General features: G+C 71.2%; 16 protein-coding genes and 1 pseudogene. 6 read left to right on the top strand and 11 right to left on the bottom strand.

Annotation, left to right across the window (positions count from 1 at the left end):
* Positions 1 to 4: 4 nt before the first annotated feature.
* Entirely contained in the window at positions 5 to 940 is a 936-nt protein-coding gene (locus DI272_RS17590; RefSeq protein WP_109496283.1) for an SDR family NAD(P)-dependent oxidoreductase, read from the bottom strand.
* 229 nt (positions 941 to 1169) lie between these two features.
* Between DI272_RS17590 and DI272_RS17585 the strand changes: the two genes are divergently transcribed.
* From DI272_RS17585 to DI272_RS17575, 3 genes are read left to right on the top strand one after another with little or no spacing between them, the layout of a single operon-like run.
* Positions 1170 to 1382, top strand: a complete 213-nt coding sequence (locus tag DI272_RS17585) for an MbtH family protein (protein WP_258314589.1) — start codon at positions 1170 to 1172, stop codon at positions 1380 to 1382.
* 5 nt (positions 1383 to 1387) lie between these two features.
* Positions 1388 to 2056, top strand: a complete 669-nt coding sequence (locus DI272_RS17580) for a condensation domain-containing protein (RefSeq protein ID WP_109496282.1) — start codon at positions 1388 to 1390, stop codon at positions 2054 to 2056.
* Positions 1954 to 3507, top strand: coding sequence for an alpha/beta fold hydrolase (locus DI272_RS17575; protein WP_109496281.1), 1554 nt, complete (start codon positions 1954 to 1956; stop codon positions 3505 to 3507). The genes DI272_RS17580 and DI272_RS17575 overlap by 103 nt, the downstream gene beginning before the upstream one ends.
* Before the next feature lie 545 nt (positions 3508 to 4052).
* Here the strand turns inward: DI272_RS17575 and mqnP are convergent.
* From mqnP to DI272_RS17530, 9 genes are all read right to left on the bottom strand, one after another.
* Entirely contained in the window at positions 4053 to 4958 is a 906-nt protein-coding gene (gene mqnP, locus DI272_RS17565) for a menaquinone biosynthesis prenyltransferase MqnP (protein ID WP_109496279.1), read from the bottom strand.
* Positions 4959 to 5034: 76 nt separating this feature from the next.
* Positions 5035 to 5433: a peptidase inhibitor family I36 protein gene (locus DI272_RS17560; protein WP_146238342.1), complete on the bottom strand. Its 399-nt coding sequence runs from the start codon at positions 5431 to 5433 to the stop codon at positions 5035 to 5037.
* 236 nt (positions 5434 to 5669) lie between these two features.
* Positions 5670 to 6314 (bottom strand): hypothetical protein, encoded by a 645-nt coding sequence (locus DI272_RS17555; protein WP_109496277.1) that lies wholly within the window; start codon positions 6312 to 6314, stop codon positions 5670 to 5672.
* Complete coding sequence (locus tag DI272_RS17550) at positions 6314 to 9001, bottom strand: S8 family serine peptidase (RefSeq protein WP_375138114.1); 2688 nt, start codon at positions 8999 to 9001, stop codon at positions 6314 to 6316. The genes DI272_RS17555 and DI272_RS17550 overlap by 1 nt, the downstream gene beginning before the upstream one ends.
* Positions 8902 to 9975: a S8 family serine peptidase gene (locus DI272_RS46235; protein ID WP_109496275.1), complete on the bottom strand. Its 1074-nt coding sequence runs from the start codon at positions 9973 to 9975 to the stop codon at positions 8902 to 8904. The genes DI272_RS17550 and DI272_RS46235 overlap by 100 nt, the downstream gene beginning before the upstream one ends.
* A 192-nt stretch (positions 9976 to 10167) precedes the next feature.
* On the bottom strand, positions 10168 to 10341 hold the full coding sequence (locus DI272_RS44525; RefSeq protein ID WP_181387220.1) for a hypothetical protein: 174 nt from the start codon (positions 10339 to 10341) through the stop codon (positions 10168 to 10170).
* Positions 10342 to 10450: 109 nt separating this feature from the next.
* The gene (locus tag DI272_RS17540; RefSeq protein ID WP_146238341.1) at positions 10451 to 13384 is read right to left on the bottom strand and encodes a helix-turn-helix transcriptional regulator; all 2934 of its coding nucleotides are present in this window, start codon (positions 13382 to 13384) and stop codon (positions 10451 to 10453) included.
* A gap of 272 nt (positions 13385 to 13656) precedes the next feature.
* Positions 13657 to 14295 carry a TetR/AcrR family transcriptional regulator gene (locus DI272_RS17535; RefSeq protein ID WP_109496273.1) on the bottom strand — a complete coding sequence of 213 codons (639 nt, stop codon included), beginning with the start codon at positions 14293 to 14295 and terminating at the stop codon, positions 13657 to 13659.
* A 42-nt stretch (positions 14296 to 14337) separates the two neighbouring features.
* Entirely contained in the window at positions 14338 to 15807 is a 1470-nt protein-coding gene (locus DI272_RS17530) for an MFS transporter (protein WP_109496272.1), read from the bottom strand.
* Between the two features lie 367 nt (positions 15808 to 16174).
* On the opposite strand from DI272_RS17530, the gene DI272_RS17525 reads away from it, so the two are divergent.
* The 3 genes and pseudogenes from DI272_RS17525 to DI272_RS17515 all read left to right on the top strand — a co-directional run.
* A complete protein-coding gene (locus DI272_RS17525; RefSeq protein WP_109496271.1) occupies positions 16175 to 17572 on the top strand; it encodes a S8 family serine peptidase in 1398 nt (465 codons plus the stop codon).
* Between the two features lie 76 nt (positions 17573 to 17648).
* On the top strand, positions 17649 to 18197 hold the full coding sequence (locus tag DI272_RS17520) for a hypothetical protein (protein WP_109496270.1): 549 nt from the start codon (positions 17649 to 17651) through the stop codon (positions 18195 to 18197).
* A gap of 107 nt (positions 18198 to 18304) precedes the next feature.
* Positions 18305 to 18969: pseudogene (locus tag DI272_RS17515) on the top strand (ATP-binding cassette domain-containing protein); the annotation flags it as partial.
* Here DI272_RS17515 and DI272_RS17510 read toward each other — a convergent pair.
* On the bottom strand, positions 18914 to 19846 hold the full coding sequence (locus DI272_RS17510; RefSeq protein ID WP_109496269.1) for an aldo/keto reductase family oxidoreductase: 933 nt from the start codon (positions 19844 to 19846) through the stop codon (positions 18914 to 18916). The pseudogene DI272_RS17515 and the gene DI272_RS17510 sit on opposite strands and share 56 nt — an antisense overlap.
* Positions 19847 to 19856 lie beyond the last annotated feature (10 nt).

Here is a 19856-nt window from a genome sequence, read left to right as displayed (position 1 = left end):
GGGCTCAGCCGACGACGGACAGTGCGAGGTCCCACAGGCGGTCGGCGGCGGCCGGGTCCATCGACCACTTGGCCACACCGGCCATGACGTCGGGGCCTCCGTCGACGACCTCGGACTCCTGGTTGTCCTCGAAGTAACGTCCGCTGACACCGTCGAGCAGCGGGGACGCGGCCAGCAGCACCGTGGTGGCCGCGCCCTGGGCCGGGGTCTTGTAGTGGGCGGGGGTGAGCAGGTTGCCGTCGGCGTCCATGGCGCCGAAAGCCCGCATGGTCGCCGGATCGAGGTGGCGCGTGAGGTTGGTGTGGATCCAACCGGGCGCACAGGCGTTGGCGGCGATGCCGTGGTCGGCCCAACGCTGGCTGATGCCGACGGCGAGCAGTACGTCGGCCGTCTTGGACTGGGCGTAGGCGAGGAAGGGGTCGTAGGGGCGGCGCTCGAACTGCGGGTCGTCGAAGTCGAACCCGGCCCGCAGCTGGGCACCGGAGCTCACGACGGTGACGCGGGGTGCGTCGGCCGCCTGGAGCGCGGGACGCAGACCGACGGCGAGGGCGAAGTGGCCGAGGTGGTTGGTGGCGAGCTGCATCTCCCAGCCCTGCGCGTTGACCTGCCGGGTCGGGAGCATCATCACGCCGGCGTTGGCGACGAGCGCGTCGAGCGGCCCGCGCCAGTCGGCGCAGAAGGCGCGGACGGAGTCCAGGTCGGACAGGTCGAGTGCCACGGCCCGTACGCCCGGCAGCTCCTGCACCAGCGGCGCGGCGGCGCCGGGGTCGCGAGTGGCGACCGTGACCTGGGCACCCGCGCCGGCGAGCGCGCGTACGGTCTCGACACCGAGGCCGGAGGCTCCGCCGGTGACGATCACGCGCCGTCCGCTCAGATCGACTCCGTCGAGTATGTCCGCCGCGGTGGCGCGGGGCCCGAACGGGGTGGTTGTCAGCGTCATACCTGTGCCGCCTTCGAGGAGTGGGTTTCTCGGTGCCCAAACCATACAACGTGTTCACACATGCTGTGAGGGCCAGAGCGTCACAGCGCGACCAGGCGGGCTGCGCTTGCATACGTATGTGGGCGCCGACGAACATGTCCGGGTCAACATGTATGCTTCTTTATGCCCAGATGACAGATATGCGGATGACGCATGCGTCGACACGTACGGCCAGGTGGAGGCGCTGACGGTGACGAATCCGTTCGAGGACGAGGGCGCCGGGTTCCTGGTGCTGGTGAACGCGGAACGGCAGCATTCGCTGTGGCCGGCCTTCGCCGCGGTACCCGCCGGCTGGGACGTCGTCTTCGGCGAGGCCACCCGTCAGGAGTGCCTGGACCACGTCGAGCGCACGTGGTCCGATCTGCGGCCCAAGAGCCTGGCCGACGCCGTGGACGGTGACTGAGCCGCATGGTCGAGTACGCGGGTGACAGGTGGCCGTTGACCGCCGGACAGCTCGGCATATGGAACGCCCAGCTGCTCGAACCGCACAGCGCCGCCTACAACATCGCCGAGTACGTGGAGTTCCGGGGGCCGCTGGACGTCGACACGTTCCTGTCCGCGCTGTGCCGGCTGGTCGAAGAGGCCGACCTGGCCCAGGTGCGCTTCGAGATCGCCGACGACGGTTCGGTCACCCAGCGCTTCGCCCCGGACCCGCAGTGGCGCCCCGTCCTCGTGGACCTGCGCGGCGAGGCGGAGCCGCAGGCCGCGGCGGAGGCGTGGATGCGGGACGACGTGCGGCGTCCGGTCGATCTGCTGAAGGGTCCCCTGTTCACGCAGGCGCTTCTCGTCGTGGGGGACAGCCGCTCCCTCTGGTACCAGCGCGTGCACCACATCATCGGTGACGGCTACAGCGGCTCGCTGATGGTGGCGCGCTGTGCGCAGATCTACACCGCCCTGACCCGCGGAACCCCTGCCGAGGAAGGCGCCTTCCCCGCGTTCCGATCGGCCGTCCCCTGCCGGGGCCCCGGGCCTACGTGCTCGACGCGCGTCTGGAGCTCTGCCCGCCCGGTGTGGCCGGCGAGCTCTACCTGTCGGGGCCGGGACTGGCCCGCGGCTACCTCAGCCGCCCTGGACTGACGGCAGAGAGATTCGTCGCCGACCCGTACGGCCGGCCCGGCGAGCGGATGTACCGTACGGGCGACCTGTCCCGCTGGGACCGCAACGACCGGCTGGAGTTCCTGGGACGAACGGACCGGCAGGTCAAGATCCGCGGCTACCGCGTCGAGCCCGGCGAGATCGAGAGCGCGCTGCTCTCCCTGACCTGCGTGCGCCAGGCCGCCGTCACCGTGCGGGAGGACGGCCCCGCAGGACGCCTGCTCGCCGCCTACGTGGTCGGCGCGCCGGGCGTCGACATCGCGGAGGCACGTGTCCGCGAGGAACTGGCCGCCCTGCTGCCCGCCCACCTGCTCCCCGCGACCCTCACGGTCCTGGACGCGCTGCCCCTGACGGCCAACGGCAAGGTCGACCGGGACGCACTCCCGTCCGTCGGCCCTGCTCCCAGGACCCCGTCGGGCGAGCCGCGCACCGCGCGCGAGGAGATCCTCTGCGAACTGTTCGCCGACGTCCTCGGCATCCCCCGGGCAGGCATCCACGACTCGTTCTTCGCCCTGGGCGGACACTCACTGCTCGTGGCCCGGCTGGTCACCGAGATCCGCAAGAGGCTGCACGTCGACGTGCCCTTCCGTGCCCTGTTCGCGGCGCCCACCGTCGCTGAACTCGCCCCCCGGCTGGGGCCGTCCACCCAGTGGGAAGCCTTCCGCACCGTGCTCCCCATCCGCGCCGCGGGAACGGACAGCCCTCTGTTCTGCGTCCACCCGCTGACCGGACTGAGCTGGGCCTACGCGCCGCTCACCCGGCACGTCCCCACCACCACACCCATCTACGGACTCCGGGCCCGCGGCTTCCACGACAGCGCCCCGCTGCCCGGTTCCCTGCGGGAGATGGCCGCCCAGTACCTCCGGGAGATGCGCAGGATCCAGCCGTCCGGCCCCTACCACCTCCTGGGCTGGTCCCTCGGCGGCGTCATCGCCCAGGAGATCGCGGTACAGCTCCAGGAGGCCGGTGAACACACCGCGTCTCTCATCCTGCTCGACTCCTTCCCCTCCCTGGAGACGGAACAGCAGAACCGACCACCAGCCGGACCGCACACGGCGACGAACCCCGCCGCCCCGCTCCCTGACGAACCGTCACGCGACCCCGCGGGAAACGGATTCCGCCTGGAGAACCTGGACGACTACATCCGCGCCAACCCGGTGCAACTGACCGACGAGGAGTTCGCCACGGCCCGGCGCATCATCCTCAACAACGGCCATCTGTACCTCACCCACACACCCCGGCGATACGACGGCGACGCGTACCTGGTGGTGGCGACCGCCGACAAACCGGCGCACGTCGACCCGGTCGAGGACTGGGCGCCGACCATCACCGGGCACATCGAGGAACGCAGGCTGGACTGCGGACACCACGACGTCGTCCTGCCGGAGCACCTGGAACGGATCTGGACGACGTTCCAGGCACAACGGCCTTGACGGCCGGTCTCGTTGCACCGGCGGGAAGGTCAGCGACTGAGGCTGATCCAGGAACTGCAGTTGTGGTACGTCTGGTTGCCGAATTCGCACACTGGGAACTGAGAGACGTCACGGGACAGGCCCACTTCGGAGGTACCGTCCTCCGGCGGACCCCACCCATAAGAGGTGTTGTCCCCGTAGTACTTGACGTGGGCTATGGCTCCCAGTCCATCGCGGTGACGATAGTCCGCGAGCCAGAGCCAGCTTTCCGACCCGTTGCCCGGACGGTTGTCCACCTGAGCCTGGAATTCCGCTCCGTCCCACCACGTCGTGGCGAGAGCGGCGGTCGGACTGGCGGCCGAAGCGGACGCGGGAGCCGCGAGGCCCACCCCCAGCCCCACCGTCGCCGCCAACACCGCTGCCGTCCGAGTGATGCGCTTCAGAATCACCGGGTGTGCCTTTCCGTCAGCCTTTTCGATCGCTCGATTTCGGCATCGGACAATGAGCGATCATGACTCGCTGTCCCTTGAACGCATCCCGCGTCACCGCAGGTTCAGCGCCCCGTGTCAGCGCAGGGACATTCCCCGCACCAGCAGATCCAGCAGGGCGCAGACGAAAAGGGCGATGCCGATGAATCCGTTGACCTGCGCGAAAGCGCGGTTCAGACGGGACAGGTCGTGCGGACGCACAAGGGTGTGCTCGTAGCAGAAGGCCCCGGCGACGATCACCACACCCAGCCAGAAGAAGACCCCGGCATGACTGGTGAGGCCGAACCAGACGAACAACGCGGTCGTCACGGTGTGGCAGACGCGCGCACCGTGAACGGCGGCCGGGACACCGAACCGCGCGGGAACGGACCTGACACCGATCCGGCGGTCGACCTCGACGTCCTGGCAGGCGTAGAGGAGATCGAACCCGCCGATCCAGATGCCCACCGCGAGCCCCAGGATCACGGCCGTCCAGGACCAGTGTCCGGTCACCGCCAGCCAGGCACCCACCGGGCCCATGGTCTGTGCCAGTCCCAGGAACGCCTGGGGGAAGTCGGTGAACCGCTTGGCGTAGGGGTAGACCACCATCGGCACGACAGCGAGGGGCGCCAGCGCCAGACACAGCGGGTTGAGCAAGGCGGCGGCACCGAGGAACACGACCACGGCGATCCACGCGCCCGTCCACGCGTGCCGCACGGACATCGCGCCGGTGACCAGCTCACGTCCGGCCGTGCGCGGGTTACGGGCGTCGATCTCCCGGTCGATGATCCGGTTCGCGGCCATCGCGAAGGTGCGCAGCCCCACCATGCAGACGGTGACCAGCAACAGCGTGGTCCAGTCGACTCGGCCGTCCCGTTCCTCCATCGCCGTCAGCGTCGCGACGTAGGCGAAGGGCAGGGCGAAGACCGAGTGCTCGATCATCACCAGCCGCAGGAACGCCCGGGTACGACCCGGTCGGGGGACCGTCGGCGACACTGAACTCACGGGCCCTGCTCCTTGGGGGTGCCCAGGCGAACCTGAAGACATACGTGTGCGATTCCTGTCCGGGTGTGGCGGCGTCTCAGCAGCTGCCGGGACGCAGGGAGCTGATCTTGTCGTTCCAGTACGGGTTCGGGTTGCGCATGTCGACGATCGAGGTGTGCGCGGCGATGGTGAACCGGTCACCCGAGTAGTTGTTGTCGACGTACAGGCAGAAGGCCGAGTCGGTGTAGTTCTGCACGGACGAGGTCTTGTCCTGCATGCTGCCGCTGGGAAGTGCCGCGATCTTGCCCAGGTCGCTCTCCGATTCCCACGAACTGAAGCAGATGTGGGTGCCGTTGTAGCTGACGTTGTCCCAGAGCACGAGGGCGCCGTCACAGCTCGCGGCGGGCGCGGCGGGCGCGGCCGATGCGGGGGAGACACCCAGAGCCAGGGCCGCGGCGGCACCACAGGCCACTGCCATGAGGGAACGAACAGACACGGAGGGTCCTTCCGGTCGGAGGTGGAACAGAGACGGCCCCTCGGGGCACGACGGAAGGCCGTCGTGTCGCTGGGCCAGTGTGTACACGGGACCGGTGGGGCCGCGGGTTCACGGGCACACCTGGTGGCGGTGAGCGACTTCCGGTCCGCCGGTCCGCCGGTCGGCACATGCGGCACGGCGAGGCCGGATGAGACGTGGTCTCACCCGGCCCCGCCGGACGTGCGGGCCTGCTGCGGTCAGCGCAGGCTGTACGCCTGGGGAATCGTCTGCGTGACGGTGTTGCCCTGGCTGTCGGTTGCGCTGATCCTCAGTCCGACCCCCTTGGGGGCCTGGTCGCGCCGCGGGTTTTTGATGGTCGTGGTGAAGGTGTTCCTGCCGGTCGCCTTGCTGGGGGCCGGGTGCCAGGTGCTGCCCCCGTCGAACGTGGTCTCCGCCTTCAGGGAGGTGACCTCGGGGAGGGCGGAAAGGCGTTCCTGGTAGTAGCCGACGACCGTGACCTCGTGCGCCGCCCCGGCCCTGGCCGTGTTGTCCAGGGCCAGGCCGAAGTCGTAGCGCAGGAAGATCAGCGGCTCGGGGCGGCAGGTCGCCTGGTTGCTGCCGACCAGCTCGCCGATGCACGGGCTCAGGGTCGCGGTGTCGTCCTCGGTCGCCTTGGCGGAGCTGTACCGCCACACCGTCCTGACGCCGTCGGTCTCCGTCTCGAACGTGTACCGGGCCGACCGCGCGGGGAGTTCGTACGAGACGAGATCCCCGCCCTTGCAGCCGGAGAGCAGCAGGGTGGTCGCCGCTGCGAGCAGGACGAGGACACCCCTGCGGCGTCGCACCGAGGGCACGCGGATGTGGTGCATCGTGTCGGTCTCCTTGTCGGTGTCGGGTGCCATCAGAGGATCGGGTCCAGGTTCTGGTCGGGCAGGTGCACGGTCTGGCGCTCGATCTCCTTGCCGGAGGCGTCCTTGAGCCTGAAGTCGCAGACGGAGTCCAGGTTCGGGATGGTGGGTGAGGGCGTTGTGCTGCACGAGGGCAGATCGGTGAAGTCGTGCGTGAGCGTCTCGTCGTCGACGATGCCGATCAGGGCCTGGCGGCCGCCGCCGGCACTCGTCAGGTAGAGGGTGGGGTAGAAGCTGTCGCCCTGCCGGCAGCCCGCGCACGGCCCCCGCTGGAGGGAGAAGCCGGACGCGGTGCGCACCGGGGGTACGGCTCCGGGTACGGACGGCCCCGCGTTGAAGTGGATCTCGTCCCCGCCGGTCAGGACCAGCTCGTCGATCTCGGTGCGGCTGTGCGTGATGAGGCGGCCCGCCCCGACCTCGGCCCAGCCGGCCGCGAACCGGGTGATGGCGTTCTTCTCCCGGTTGACGAAGACGGTCATCGTCCGCTGGGTGGCGGGCCGGGGCAGCTGCACCGGTGAGGAGACCGCGGCGTCTTCGGTGATCTGGGTCCAGTTCAGCTGGTGCACCTCACCGGGCCGGGCCGAGTGGAAGGAGAGGCCGACCCGGTCGAGGTCCTTCGTCCCGAGCCGGAAGGTGGTCGCGCCGGTCTGTCCGGCCTCGTGGAAGGTGGCGGCGTACACCCGCGGCACGCTGGTGCCGCCGAGGGCGATCCGGACCTTCGGGCCGTGCGCCTTGATCCGCCCGATCAGGGCTTGCGCCTGGGCGTAGGGCAGGCTCAGGACGGGCACCGCGGCGTACGGCTGGATCGCCGGGCAGCTCTGCGGCCCGTCCCAGCACTGGTCGGCGTCGGCGGAGCGGCCCAGCGAGGTGAGGCCCGGTGCCGCGACGAGGACGCCGACGGCGCCCGCGGAAGCGGCCGCGCTCACCCGCTCACCCTGGAGCTTGGCGTAGTCGCAGGTGCCCTGGCAGATGTCGGTGGGCGTCAGCAGGACGAGCTTGCCCCGGACGTCGGCGGCCGCGAGTTCCGCTGAGGTGCCGGAACCGGCGTAGGCCACCGGCAGTTCGCCCTTCACCGGGAGCCGGGGGACCTTGATCGAGGCCTCCTGGGTACCGCCGGAACCGGCGTCCCGCAACCACATCTGCGTCTGGGACAGCGCGGAGTCCGGGCTCACGTAGCGGGCGGACAGCGCGGAGGGGGCGCCGCCACCGGTGGCGCGCAGGCTGACGACGGGCGTCGTACCGGAGTGGTAGAGGTCGTGGGTGAGGGTGCCCATGGTCACCTTGCCGGTGGGCAGCAGCCACCGGTTCGCCTCGGTGGCCCGGTAGTCGAAGGCGACCGACGTGGCGGTCGTCCACGCCCCGGTCTTGGAGACCCGGTTGACGGCGTCCGACATGGTGTACGTCTCGGTGGGCTCCGGGTACTGCACGGTCAGCGGCTTGGCCTTGCGCAGGTCCAGGGTGACCGTGGTGGCCTTGGTGAGGCTCACCTGTGCCGCGATCGGTGTGGCCTGCTGGACGTCGCCGACCGCGTCGCGCCAGCTGACCGCCACGTCAGCGGCGTAGGTGCCGCGGAAGAGGGGCGCGGTCGTGGTGTCCGCGCCGGGCACGTAGGTCTGGCCCGGGTGGAGGTACACCTGGTCGTCGACCGGGGTGAAGCCGACCGTCCCGTAGCGGACGTCGGTGGCGCCGTCCGGGGGGATGACCTTGAGGGTGAGCGGGAACTTCTCGGCCTCCAGGAAGGCGTGGATGCGGGAGTCGAGGTGTATCCCGCCCGAGTCGTCACGGGCGGTCAGCAGGGCGGTGTAGCTCCCGTGCGGGTCGTCGGCCCCGAGGACGCTGCCGTCGACCGTCACCGGTACGTCCGCGGTCCCACCCGCGGGGATGACCATCTGGTCGGCGCCGAGGGTGAACAGCCCCGCCTTGGCCGGCTTGCCGTCGCCGAAGGCGGCCGCCAGCGACAGGTGCAGCGTGACCGGCTGGTCGGTGCGGTTGGTGTACACGATCTTCTTGGTCTGCGCCGACTGCGGGTAGGCCTGGCGGCCGAAGTTGAGGGTGCCCTTCGGCAACACCTTCGGGTTGGTGGCGGCCGCCAGGTTCACCAGACCCGTGCCCTGGGAGTACATGTCGTGCCCCAGGTCGGTGGCGGTGTCCATCAACAGCGCCTTGAGCTGCTGGGCGTTCATCTCCGGGTGCTGCTGGGCGACGATGGCCGCGGCCCCGGCCACATGGGGCGTGGCCATCGAAGTGCCGCTGGACGCCGTGTAGTACTGGTCGACCGGCGTACCCATCGAGGTGCCCGCCGCGCGGGCCGCGACGATGTCGACGCCCGGTGCCGAGATGTCGGGCTTGGCGGCGCCGTCGCCGAAGCGCGGTCCGGTGTTGGAGAACGTGGCCATCTCGTCGTTGTCGTCGACGGCGGCCACGGTCAGGGCATCGTCGGCGGACCCGGGGGAGGTGACCTTCTGGGTGCCGAAGCTGTGGTTGCCGGCGGCGACCACGAACAGGGTTCCCGTGGTGCGGCTGAGTTCGTTCAGCGCCTGGCTCGTCGGGTCGGTGCCGTCGGTGGGGTCACCGCCCAGACTCAGGTTGACGACCTTGGCGCCCGAGTGGGCGGCCCAGTCCATGCCCGCGATGATCGCGTCGTCGGGACACTGGCCCTGGTCGTTGCAGACCTTGCCCACCAGCAGCTTGGCGCCGGGCGCCACCCCCTTGCGCAGCCCTTTCGAGGCGGCGCCCTGCCCAGGACCGTGGAGGCCACGTGGGTGCCGTGCCCGTGGCCGTCCTTCGCCTCCGCGGACGTACCCGTGAAATCGGCCTTCCCGACGACCGCCGCGGACACGTCGGGGTGGGTGGCGTCGATACCGGTGTCCAGCACCGCCACGGTCACCCCGGTGCCGTCGTAGCCGCGCTCCCAGGCGATCGGCGCACCGATCTGCGGCACCGACCGCTCCAGGTCGACGTGGGACAGGCCGTTGAGCCAGACCTTCCTGACCCCGGCGAGGGAACCGGACGACCGGGCGGTGGCCGGTGTGGCGGCCCTCTTGCCCCGCACCCCCTGCCACCACTGCCCGTCATCGGCGATCTTCAGCGAGCGGCCGTTGATGCTGGGCAGCGACCGGCCGCCGGACGCCCCGTCGACCTTCCGCTTCTTGGCGGCTTCCGAGTCGCCGGTGTAGGTGACGAGCACCGGCACGTTGTCGGACGTGCCCGCCGCGGCGAGCCTCACCAACTCCCGCAGGTCGAAGAGGGACCAGTCGAGCAGCCCCTGGCCGACCAGGACGAGCGCGTCGTCGGGCACGACGTACACGCTGCCCTGGCGGGTGAGGGTGTGGAACACGACCGGCAGGCCGTCGGCCCGGGGTGCGCTGTCGGTCGCGCGGACGACCGGCCTACCGGCGTCGTCGACACCCACCCGCAGGGTGTCGCCGGTGACCAGCGTGACCGGCACGGACCCGCCGGCCGCGGAGACGGCCCGCGCCAGCTCGTCGTCGGCCGCCTTCGGGGCGGTCGCCGGTGCGACACCGGACGACGGCGTCTGCCGCGCCGGTTCGGTGGCGTCGGCCGTCGTCGCCGGCACGAGCATGCCGAAGGCGGTCAGGCCGACGGTCACCGCGCCCCAGCGTCTGCCGACGCCCCTTCTTGCGCTTGACCTCATCGATGAATCTCCCTCGAGAGCAATGAGCGGAACGTGGACACGGGTCAGGGCCGCGACGTTGCGGCGCCTCAGCGATCGGGATGTGAGCGCGAGTGAGGACGCTCGGCCGGGGCGGGCCGGGGCGTGCGGCGGCACACGTCATGGACGCGTGTGTGAAAGGGGGTTCGCAGCCGCGCGGTACAGGAGTGCGTGTCAGAGCGGCTCGTACTCGGTGTCCTCGTCGGTGCTGATCGTCCCTCCGCGGACGTCGGCGCTGCCCTCCGGGACGGGCGCCTCCGCGGCCGGTACGGATGCGTCCTGAGGACGGGCGTCCGACCCGGGCCGGTCGTCCTTCGGGTCGGGGGTCGGTAATTGAGCGGACTGCATGGCACGAGTGTGCGATCGCACCGGCGACCGGCACGATCGGTCAGATGCGGGATTTAATCCCGCCGTTCGGCCCTCGCCTTTTCGTCGTCGTCGGCGAGGCAGCCGCCATTCACTCGTCGTTCACCGGCTGCCGCGCCGGGTCCCCGACGAGGCCCGACTCCACGACCCTGACCGCGAGTGCCGTGCGCGAGGCCACGTCCAGTTTGCGCATCGCCGACTTCACCTGGCTGGCCACGGTCTGCGCCGACACCGTCAGCGCGTCGGCGATCTGACGGTTCGTCATCCCCGCGACCAGCAGCCGGGCCACTTCCAGCTCGCGCGGCGAGAGCTGATTGCCGTACCCCGGACGCCCCCGGCCGCGCGGCACCCCGAGGCCGTTCCGCCCCCGCCCGGCGAGGAAGCGGCCGATCCGGTCGGCGTCGTTGCGGGCGCCGAGCTCCGACAGGGCCCGCGCGGCCTCCGACAGCACCGGCAGCCCCTCCTCGTCCCGCCCGGCCGCGATGAGACACCGCGCCGAGCGCTCCCGGGCGAGGAGGGCGTCGTACGGGCGCGGCAGCGCTTCCCACGCCGCCGCCGCACGGTGGAACAGCGCGGCGGCGTCGCCGAGTTGTCCTTCGGCCTCCGCCAGGATCGCCCGGCACAGCACCAGGGACGCCTGGGGAGCCGGCGCGTCCCGGTCGCCCAGCGCCTCCCGCAGGGCGTTCACGACGTCCGAGGCGGGCCCGAGCCGCCCGGCGGCGGCCAGCGCGGCGGTGCGCACGGGAGCGAACTCCACGCCCCGGGACCACGTACCACTGCCGAGGGTGACCTCGGCGAACCGGTCGGTCAGCCGGACCGCCTCCTCGACGTCGCCGTCGTCCAGGCACAGGCGGGCCAGCGCGGCCGTGGCCTCGATGCGCTGCTGGTCGTCGCGGCCGGCGAACCGCAGCCGCCCTCGGGCCGCCTCCCGGTCTCCGGTGGCGGCCTGCAACAGGCCCGCCACCAGCGCCGCCTCGCACCGGTCCTTCAGCCGGACCCCGCCGTGGTCGTCGAGGAGCCTCGCCGTCCGCTCGGCCAGCCCCGGCCAGGCGCCGGTGAACCAGTCGAGGTGGGCCCGTGTGGAGGCGATGCTGTCCAGATAGTGCAGGAGGTGGTGGTGCTCGGCGAGGGCCCCGGCCCGGTCGAGCCGCGCCCTGGCCTCCGCGTACCGCCCCCACCGCATCGCCTCCTCGCCGATGTTCGAATGGCCGACGGTGACGATGGACGCCGCCCGCGGATCGACGACCTCGTCCGGGATCTCGCGCGCCGCGTCCCACCCGGCCTCCTCGCCCAGTGTGAGCAGCGCGAAAGCGCGATCCGCGGCCAGGTGCAGGCGGTCCAGGGAAGGCAGCGACTCCGGCAGCGGCGGCGCCTGCCGGAGCCACCGCAGGTGCTCCGCGACCGGCCGCGCGTCGCCCAGCGGCAGCGCCAGCAGGATGCGGCCGCGCGCCATCTCCGCCGAATCGGGCGGCAGATGGGGCAGCGCGGTGAGGATCTCGCCCCGGCCCGCCTCGATCTCACCCGCCGCCATCAGCAGCCGGCCGATCTGGTAGCGGACCGACGCCTTCACCACCGGCGTCAGGCCCTGACCGCAAAGCGCCGTACGCAGCGCCCCGACGACCGGCGCATACGGGTCGGAGCCGGACAGCGCCTGGAACTGAAGCTTCGTCACCAGACGCACCAGCACCCCGGCGGGCAGTACGACGGTGGTGACCAGACTGTGGATCAGCAGCGCCGCGGTGGCCACATCCCCGGACTGGGTGCTCAGATCCGCCGCTTCCTCCGTGTACCGGCAGGCCGCCTCGACCTCGCCCGCCAACCGGAAGTGCCGCGCCAACTGCGCCACGGGCGGCACCGGCCACCGCTCCAGCGCCCGGCCCGCCCGCAGGTGCAGGGCGCGCCGGTCCACGGCCGGAATGACGTCGTACACCGCGTAACACGCCAGCGGATGCCGGAACGACCACTGCCCGGACCGGCCCTCCTCGCGCAGCAGCCCACTGCCGAGCGCGTCGGCCGACTGCGCCGCGAACCGCTCCTGCGGCAGACCGGTCACCGCGAGCAGCGTCGCGGGATCGGCCGGGCCGGAGAGCACCGCCGCCGCGTGCAGCACGGCACGGGTGTCCGGGCCGAGCCGCTGGACGCGCTCCAGCATGGCGTCGCGGATGGTCGGCGGCACCTCGATGCGGTCCAGCCGACGCCGCGCCCAGCCGCCGCCCCGGTGGATCAGGTCCGCCCGGTCGTGCATCAGCCGCACCGACTCCTCCACCGCCAGGGGGACACCCTCGGTGCGCGCGTGCACGAAGGCCGCGAACTCGGTGGACACATGCCCGCCGGCCAGCATCGACGAGACGAACGAGGCGGTCTCCTCGACGTCCAGCGGCCGCGGCGTCAGCCGCACCAGGCGGGAATCGGGGGACAGCCGCGAGGACAGCCGCAACAGCAGCGACGACGAGGGCACTTCGTCGCGCCGGTAGGTCAGCACCACACCGACCGGTTGCGGCCGGCGCGAGACCAGGAACAGCAGGAACTCGAGAGTGGCCTCGTCGGCCCAGTGGACGTCCTCCAGCGCCAGGACCGCGACGTCGAGCCGGTCGAGGACCTCGACGAACGCCCGGAACAACCGGTGCCGGGCGGCGGTGGCATCGTCCAACGGCTCCGGGGCAGGGGGCAGAACGTCGGACCACTCGGGAAACAGCGGCCTGAGCGCCCCCGCGAGCCCGCTCAGCCGCAACCGCCCGATGTCGTCGATGCCCTCGCGCACCGCGTCGACCACCGCGCCGAGCGTGTACGGCACCCGCAGCTCCAGACAGGCACCGACGAGGGCGTGCCGGCCCCGCTGCGCCTCGGACGCGAGGAACTCCCGCAGCAGCCGGGTCTTGCCGATGCCCGCCTCACCCTCGATCAGGACGACGGCGGGGTCGCCCGCGAGCGCCGACCCGAGCGCGTCGAGCTCGCCGTCCCGGCCCACGAACCGCGGCGCGGACAGCGCCGGAAGCCGACGACCGTTCCCCAGGGCTCCCGCCATCACCACCGCCACATCCCCCCTCGCCGGCCGCCATCACACCCGCCGGCCTCGCGGGCGGCGCCGCGGCTTGCACGGGCGCGATACCTGTGGGGACGGCTGCAAGACTGTAAACCACATGTGACGACATTGGTGTTACGGCCGACAACATCGCGCGACACTCACTCCGGCGGAGGCGTCGCAAGACAACCGTGTGCCTGCCTCGTGACCGGCCCACACGTGGACACCACACACGCCGACCGGACAGCCCCCGCTGGTCAAGGACGGCCCGATGTCTACGTGTCGGGATCGCGGTTGGCCCCGCTGATCCGCATGAGCTCCTGGACGGTGACCTCGGGCCGGTCGCTGGGGCGGGTCGTGGAGCGCATGCCCGCCAGCTGGATGTCCAGGTGCCGTGCCCATGCGTGGGGAGCCGCCGAGCCGCTGGTGGTGATGATGCCGCGGATCGCCCACACCGTCGTCATGACGTCCCCGAGTGTGATGTCCGGGCGGACCCGCCGGTGTTCCTGTGCCTGCGCCAGCAGTTCGGCTACCAGCTCGCGCAACCGGTCCGCATGACTGGCGCTGGTACGGCTGATGAGCTGGTTGCCATACCCTCGGTGCTCGCTGAGGGAACCGCCCAGCGCCCGGAGGAACTCCTCCAGTCCGGTGCCGTCGCCCCGGGCGAGCGCACGCCGGGCCGCGTCGATGTGTTCGTCGTGGATGAGCCGGATCAGTTCGTCCACGAGGGCTTGCTTGCCGGGGAAGTGGCGGTAGACGGTGCCGACGCCGACACCGGCCCGTGAAGCGATCAGCTCCATGCTGGCATCGGTGCCGGCCTCGGAGACGACCTGCCGGGCGGCGTCCACGATCTGCCGCTGGTTGCGCACCGCGTCGCGCCGCAGCGGGCGGACGCCCCTGTCCTGCCCCGTCATCGTCGTTCCGCACTCATCCCCGGTCGGTGTCCGCACTGTGGATCAGGAACCCTGCATCGTCCCGTCGGTGACGTCCTCCGTGAGGACGCCGAGCGGCTTGTCCGGCGCGTGCGTCCCGACGACGTGATGCCGTCGAGCGGTCGCCGGGATGACGGCCGCCGCCCCGGCGGCGATGAACAGAGCACCTGCCAGCAACACGAACCCATGGGTGTAGCCGGACTCCGCGGGCAGTCCGCCCGGGCCGAGGCCGGCGGTGACGGTGCTGGACATCAGCGCCGCGCCGATGGCGCCGCCGATGGTCCGGATGTTCGTGTTCATGCCGCTCGCGACACCGGTCTGGGAGACGGGCACGGCGGAGACGATCAGACTGGACATCGTGGCGAAGGCCAGCCCGAAGCCCACCCCGAGGACTCCGGTGCCGAGGTACAGCTGCCAGGTGGAGGTGTGCGCGAGAGCGATCCACAGCATGGCCGCGACGGCGATGGCGCACCCGACCAGGACGACCGATTTCTCGCCGATCCGGCCGGCGAGCCGGCCTGCGACCAACCCCAGAACGAACGTCATGAGCGTGAGCGGCAGCAGGATCAGTCCGGCCTGAGTGGTGGAAGCCCCGAAGCCGTAGCCCGCGGAGGACGGCGTCTGGACGAACTGCGGCACGAACGCGAACGCCCCGTACAGACCGGCGCCGAACAGCAGGGACACGAGATTGGTGGTCCAGACCATGGGCAGCCGCATCATCTTCATGTCGATCAGGGGTGCGGCAGACCGCCGTTCCACCTGCACCCAGGCGACGGCGAGAACAGCGGCGGCGGCGATCAGGCCGAGGGTCCGTCCGGATCCCCAACCCCACTTCGGAGCCTGGCTGAAGGCGACCAGCAGCGCCACCAGCCATGCCGACAGCAGCAGCGCGGGCTGCCAGCTGATCCGGCCCGGGGTCCGCTGCGGTGACGACGGGACGAAGAAGTGTGCGGCGAGCGCCGCGGCGAAGGTGACGATCATCGGCAGCCAGAACAGCCAGCGGTATCCCAGGGCGTTGACGAGCGGCCCTGCCAGCACGATGCCGAAGCCACCGCCCACCGCCGTGAGGGACGCCAGCAGTCCGACGGCGCCGGAGACCTTCTGCGGGGGGAACTCGTCGCGCACGATACCGAAGGCCACGGGCAGCACGCCCCCGCCGATGCCCTGTATCGCCCGCGCGATGATCAGCACGGTGATGTTGCCGGCGACGGCTGCCAGCAGCGACCCGAGGCTCAGGGCGAGCAGTGTGGCGACGAACACCTTCTCCTTGCCGATCGCGTCTCCGACCCGGCCCATGATCGGCGTGAAGACCGACGCCGAGAGCAGATACGCGGTCAGGACCCAGGTGACCGTGTCCTGGGTGGTGTGCAGGTTTGCCTGGATGGTCGGCAGTACAGGTGTGACGAGCGACTGGATCAGCGCGTATGCGCCGACACCCGCTGTCAGTACCGCGAACGTGACCTGGTGGTGTGCGCGCCGCGTCTCGGACGCCATGGTCCTCCCTCGTTTCACCGGCCGATGCGCCGGAGTAGAAACGGAAGCATGATTCCGCTTGCTGCAGTCTAAGCAGTCGACATGTGTGTCTGGTCGGCGGGGGTGTCCGGAGGGGCGCACGGCGCCGTACGCCCCTGGGCCGGACGCATGGGGAGTGCGCATTGCATCAGGTGTGTCCTACACATAAGTTGACGCTGTTCTCATACGTGTGAGATCTCGGCGAGGGTGGCCGCCAAGGGTCGCCTGGGCAACGCCTTCCCCCTGCGGTAGGTGTCGACGACGGTCCGGGGCCGGATCGCGGGCCGACCGCGACCGGTGCCGACGTGTCACGCCCGCGCCTGACCGACGTGACGCAGAAAGGACACACATGAACACCACCGGAGGGAGCCGGTCGGCTCCGCTCGCGAGGGGCCGGAGCCTGCGGTCCCGCGGAGCGAGAGCGGCGGCCGTGCTGTCCGCCCTCGCGCTCACGACGCTGGCCTCATCGCACGCCGTGGCCGCCGGGCCGACGGACCACGACCCCCGGCGGACTTCCGTCACCGCGGCCGACGACCCGTCAGTCTCCCGGCTGCGCCGGGAAGTGACGTCCGGTTCGCTGCTGGACCAGCACGGCGTGCACACCGTCTGCCCGCGGTGCGCGGCCCAGGTCGTGACGGAGAAGAAGGGCAGCGACACCCCGCTGCGCACCGCCGCGCCCGCGGGCTACGGCCCCGCCGACCTCTCCAAGGCGTTCGGACTGCCCGCCACGACCAAGAGCACGGCGACCATCGCGATCATCGACGCGGGAGTGGACCCCCACCTCGCGTCCGATCTCGCCGCCTACCGCGCCGCCTTCCACCTGCCCGCCTGCGACACGGCATCCGGCTGCCTGACGCTGAAGGACTACACCGGCGGCGAACAGCCCGCCCCGCAGAAGAGCGGCGCCGGCGCGGCGCTCGAAGAAGCGGTCGCACTGGAGACCGCCCTCGACATGGACGCGGCCTCCGCCGCATGCCCCACCTGCCACCTGCTGGAGATCTCCGTGCCGTGGCAGGACGGCGAGGACGACAACGATGTCTCCACCGGCGACTTCGCCCAGGCCGTCAACACCGCGGTGGCCGAAGGCGCTTCCGCGGTGAGCATCAGCTACGGCTACACCGCGGACGTGACCAACACCAGCGGCTCCATCCTGAAGGCGCTCACGCACAAGGGCATCGCGATCACCGCCGCGACCGGCGACGAGGGCTTCAACGGCGGCATCCACCAGCTGTGGCCGTCGAACCTGCCCTCCGTGGTCGCCGTGGGTGGCGTCACCCTGTCCCCGACGGACCCGGCGACCGCCTGGTGGTCCGCGGGCAGCGGCTGCGAAACCCGCTTCACCGCGGCCACCGGCCAGCCCGCCCCGGCGGCAGCGGCCTGCGGCGGCCACCGGGCGGCGGCGGACGTCTCCGCGGACGCCGACCCGGCGTCCGGCCTGGCCGTGTACGACACCTACGCGCCGAGCAGCGGCGAGCCGAACGACTGGACCATCGTGGGCGGCACGAGCGCCTCGGCACCGTACATAGCGGGCCTGTACGCCCGGGCCGGCCACCTCGCCTCCGTGCAGGGCCCCAACACCCTCTACAAGGCCCGGTCCTCCGACTTCACGGACATCACGAGCGGCAACAACGAGACCTACCACGCGTGCGCCGCGTACCCCGGCGTCAGCACCTCCCTGTGCACCGCAGGACCGGGCTGGGACGGACCGACCGGCATCGGTGTGCCGCACGGCCTCGGCGCCTTCTGACCCAGCCCGTTCCTTCCCACCCACTGCTCTCCGGACGACAGACGATCCTGCGGGCGACAAGAGAGGACCTGTTCCCATGCGGCGTAGAACCCGAGTCTCGGCGGTCGCGGTCACGGCCGCGCTGGGCGCCACCTTGCTGACCGGCTCAGCGACGGCGAGCGCCAACGCCAGCGCCGATCCCGGTGCCCCCAAGCCCTCGGTCCGGCCCTGCGGTACCGACAACGTCTCCTTCTACTTCGGCGGCTACTCCTACGGGCTCAGTCATCGCAGCTTCGACATCACGCTGCTCGCCCACGACGGCATCACCTGCACCCTCAGCGACACCCCGTTGCTCACCCTTCGTACGCCACCGGACGAGACCGCGAAGATCCCGCTGACGGTCAACGGCCGGGGCGGCACGCTGGTGCTGCGCCCCGACTCTCCCCTTCATGCGACCGTCGCCTACTCGATCCCGGACCTGCCGGAGAACAAGGTGCAGGTCAACGGACTCACCCTCGCCATGCCCGACGGAAGCAGCCGCGGCACGAGCTTCCTCTTCCCCGGGACGACCGACATCTACAAGGGCGGGGTGCTGGTCACCTCGTGGACGACCGGTATCGGCGGAGGCGAGGGCGAGGAGCACTGATCCGTACGCCCCGGGGACACCGTGCGAACGCCGAGGAGGCGGTCCACGGTGTTCCCGTGCGCCGCCGCCGGACCCGTCACCGGTCGACAACGCGCGGAACGTGTCGCATCACCGTCGCCGACCTCGTCGCGCGCGGCCGGCAGCCGCACCGGAAATGGTGGCAGCAGTGGTCGCAGGCGGACGAGAAAGCCGTCACCGAGGCCCTGGAGCGCACCGACACCGCCGACCTCGCCGACCACCTAGTGGACGCGCTGTCCGGCGGCCGGCGGCAGCGCGTGTGGATCGCCATGGCCCTCGCCCAGGACACGGACCGGCTCCTGCTCGACGAGCCGACGACCTGCCTGGACATCACCCACCGGGTCGAAGTGCTGGACCTGGTACGGCACTTGGACCACGAACGCGGCCGGGCGTCGGCGCCGTCCTGCACGACCTCAACCAGGCCGCCCGCCACGCCGATCACCTCGTCGCCATGAAGGCCGGCGGGATCGTCGCCCAGCGCCCGCCGGACGAGGTGGTCAACGCCGAACTCGTTCAGGAGGTCTTCGGCCTGCCGGCGGTCGTCGTCCCCGACCCGGTAACCGGCGGCCCGCTCGTCGTCCCGGCCCGCACCTGGCGGCCCGCACCGGCACCGGCACCGAAGAAGAATCCGCTCCAGGACGAGCAGGAACGAGTCGGCACGCCCGAGCCCGGGCAGGCACGCCCGAGCCCGAACGGCCCTACGGCACGGTGTAACCGGCGGCGCGGAAGAGCTCGTACCACTCGGCGCGGGTGAGCGGCAGCTCCGAGCCCTGCGCCGCGGCGGCCACCCGCTCGGGCGTGGTGGTGCCGAGCACGACCTGCATCCGCGCGGGATGGCGGGTGATCCACGCGACGGCGATCGCCTCGGCCGGAACGCCGTACTTGTCCGCCAGGCGGTCGACCACGGCGTTCAGCTCGGGATAGCGGTCCGAACCCAGGAAGGGACCGTCGAAGAACCCGGCCTGGAACGGCGACCAGGCCTGGATCGTGATGTCGTGCAGACGGCAGTAGTCGACGATGCCGTCGTCCCGCACGACCGACTGGTCCAGCCCCTGCATGTTCGCCGCGACGCCCTGCGCGATCATCGGCGCGTGCGTGATCGACAGCTGCAGTTGGTTCGCGACGATCGGCTGGGTGACGTACTTGCGCAGCAGGTCGAGCTGGCGCGGGGTCTGGTTGGACACGCCGAACGCGCGCACCTTGCCGGACGCCGACAGCTCGTCGAAGGCGCGGGCGACTTCCTCGGGTTCCACGAGCGCGTCGGGCCGGTGCAGCAGCAGGATGTCGAGGTAGTCCGTGCCCAGCGCCGCGAGCGAGCCGTTCACCGACTCGACGATGTGCTCGTGGGAGAAGTCGAAGTACGGCCCGTCCGTGACGATGCCCGCCTTCGACTGGATGACGAACTGCTCGCGCTCGGACGGGGTCAGCTTCAGCGCCTCGGCGAAACGGCGCTCGCAGCCGTGCAGGCTCGACCCGTACACGTCGGCGTGGTCGAGGAAGGTGATGCCGCAGTCGCGGGCGGTGCTCACGAGCGTGCGCACCTCGTCGTCGGTCTTGTCCTGGATCCGCATGAGTCCGAGGACGATGTTCGGCACCACCATGTCGGTGCCGGGCAGGGTGAAGGTCTTCACGGTTCTCTCC

The sequence above is a fragment of the Streptomyces sp. Act143 genome (genome assembly GCF_003143935.1).
Classification (GTDB): domain Bacteria; phylum Actinomycetota; class Actinomycetes; order Streptomycetales; family Streptomycetaceae; genus Streptomyces.
Note: the sequence above shows the minus strand (reverse complement) of the source record. Positions and strands in the feature narration are given on the sequence as shown.

Coding starts and splice junctions, on each gene's coding strand:
- DI272_RS17530 (WP_109496272.1), bottom strand. CDS start 15,807: ATGGCGTCCGAGACGCGGCGCGCACACCACCAGGTCACGTTCGCGGTA.
- DI272_RS17540 (WP_146238341.1), bottom strand. CDS start 13,384: ATGGCGGGAGCCCTGGGGAACGGTCGTCGGCTTCCGGCGCTGTCCGCG.
- DI272_RS17580 (WP_109496282.1), top strand. CDS start 1,388: ATGGTCGAGTACGCGGGTGACAGGTGGCCGTTGACCGCCGGACAGCTC.
- DI272_RS17555 (WP_109496277.1), bottom strand. CDS start 6,314: ATGGCACCCGACACCGACAAGGAGACCGACACGATGCACCACATCCGC.
- DI272_RS17590 (WP_109496283.1), bottom strand. CDS start 940: ATGACGCTGACAACCACCCCGTTCGGGCCCCGCGCCACCGCGGCGGAC.
- DI272_RS17520 (WP_109496270.1), top strand. CDS start 17,649: ATGCGGCGTAGAACCCGAGTCTCGGCGGTCGCGGTCACGGCCGCGCTG.
- DI272_RS46235 (WP_109496275.1), bottom strand. CDS start 9,975: ATGAGGTCAAGCGCAAGAAGGGGCGTCGGCAGACGCTGGGGCGCGGTG.
- DI272_RS17535 (WP_109496273.1), bottom strand. CDS start 14,295: ATGACGGGGCAGGACAGGGGCGTCCGCCCGCTGCGGCGCGACGCGGTG.
- DI272_RS17525 (WP_109496271.1), top strand. CDS start 16,175: ATGAACACCACCGGAGGGAGCCGGTCGGCTCCGCTCGCGAGGGGCCGG.
- DI272_RS44525 (WP_181387220.1), bottom strand. CDS start 10,341: ATGCAGTCCGCTCAATTACCGACCCCCGACCCGAAGGACGACCGGCCC.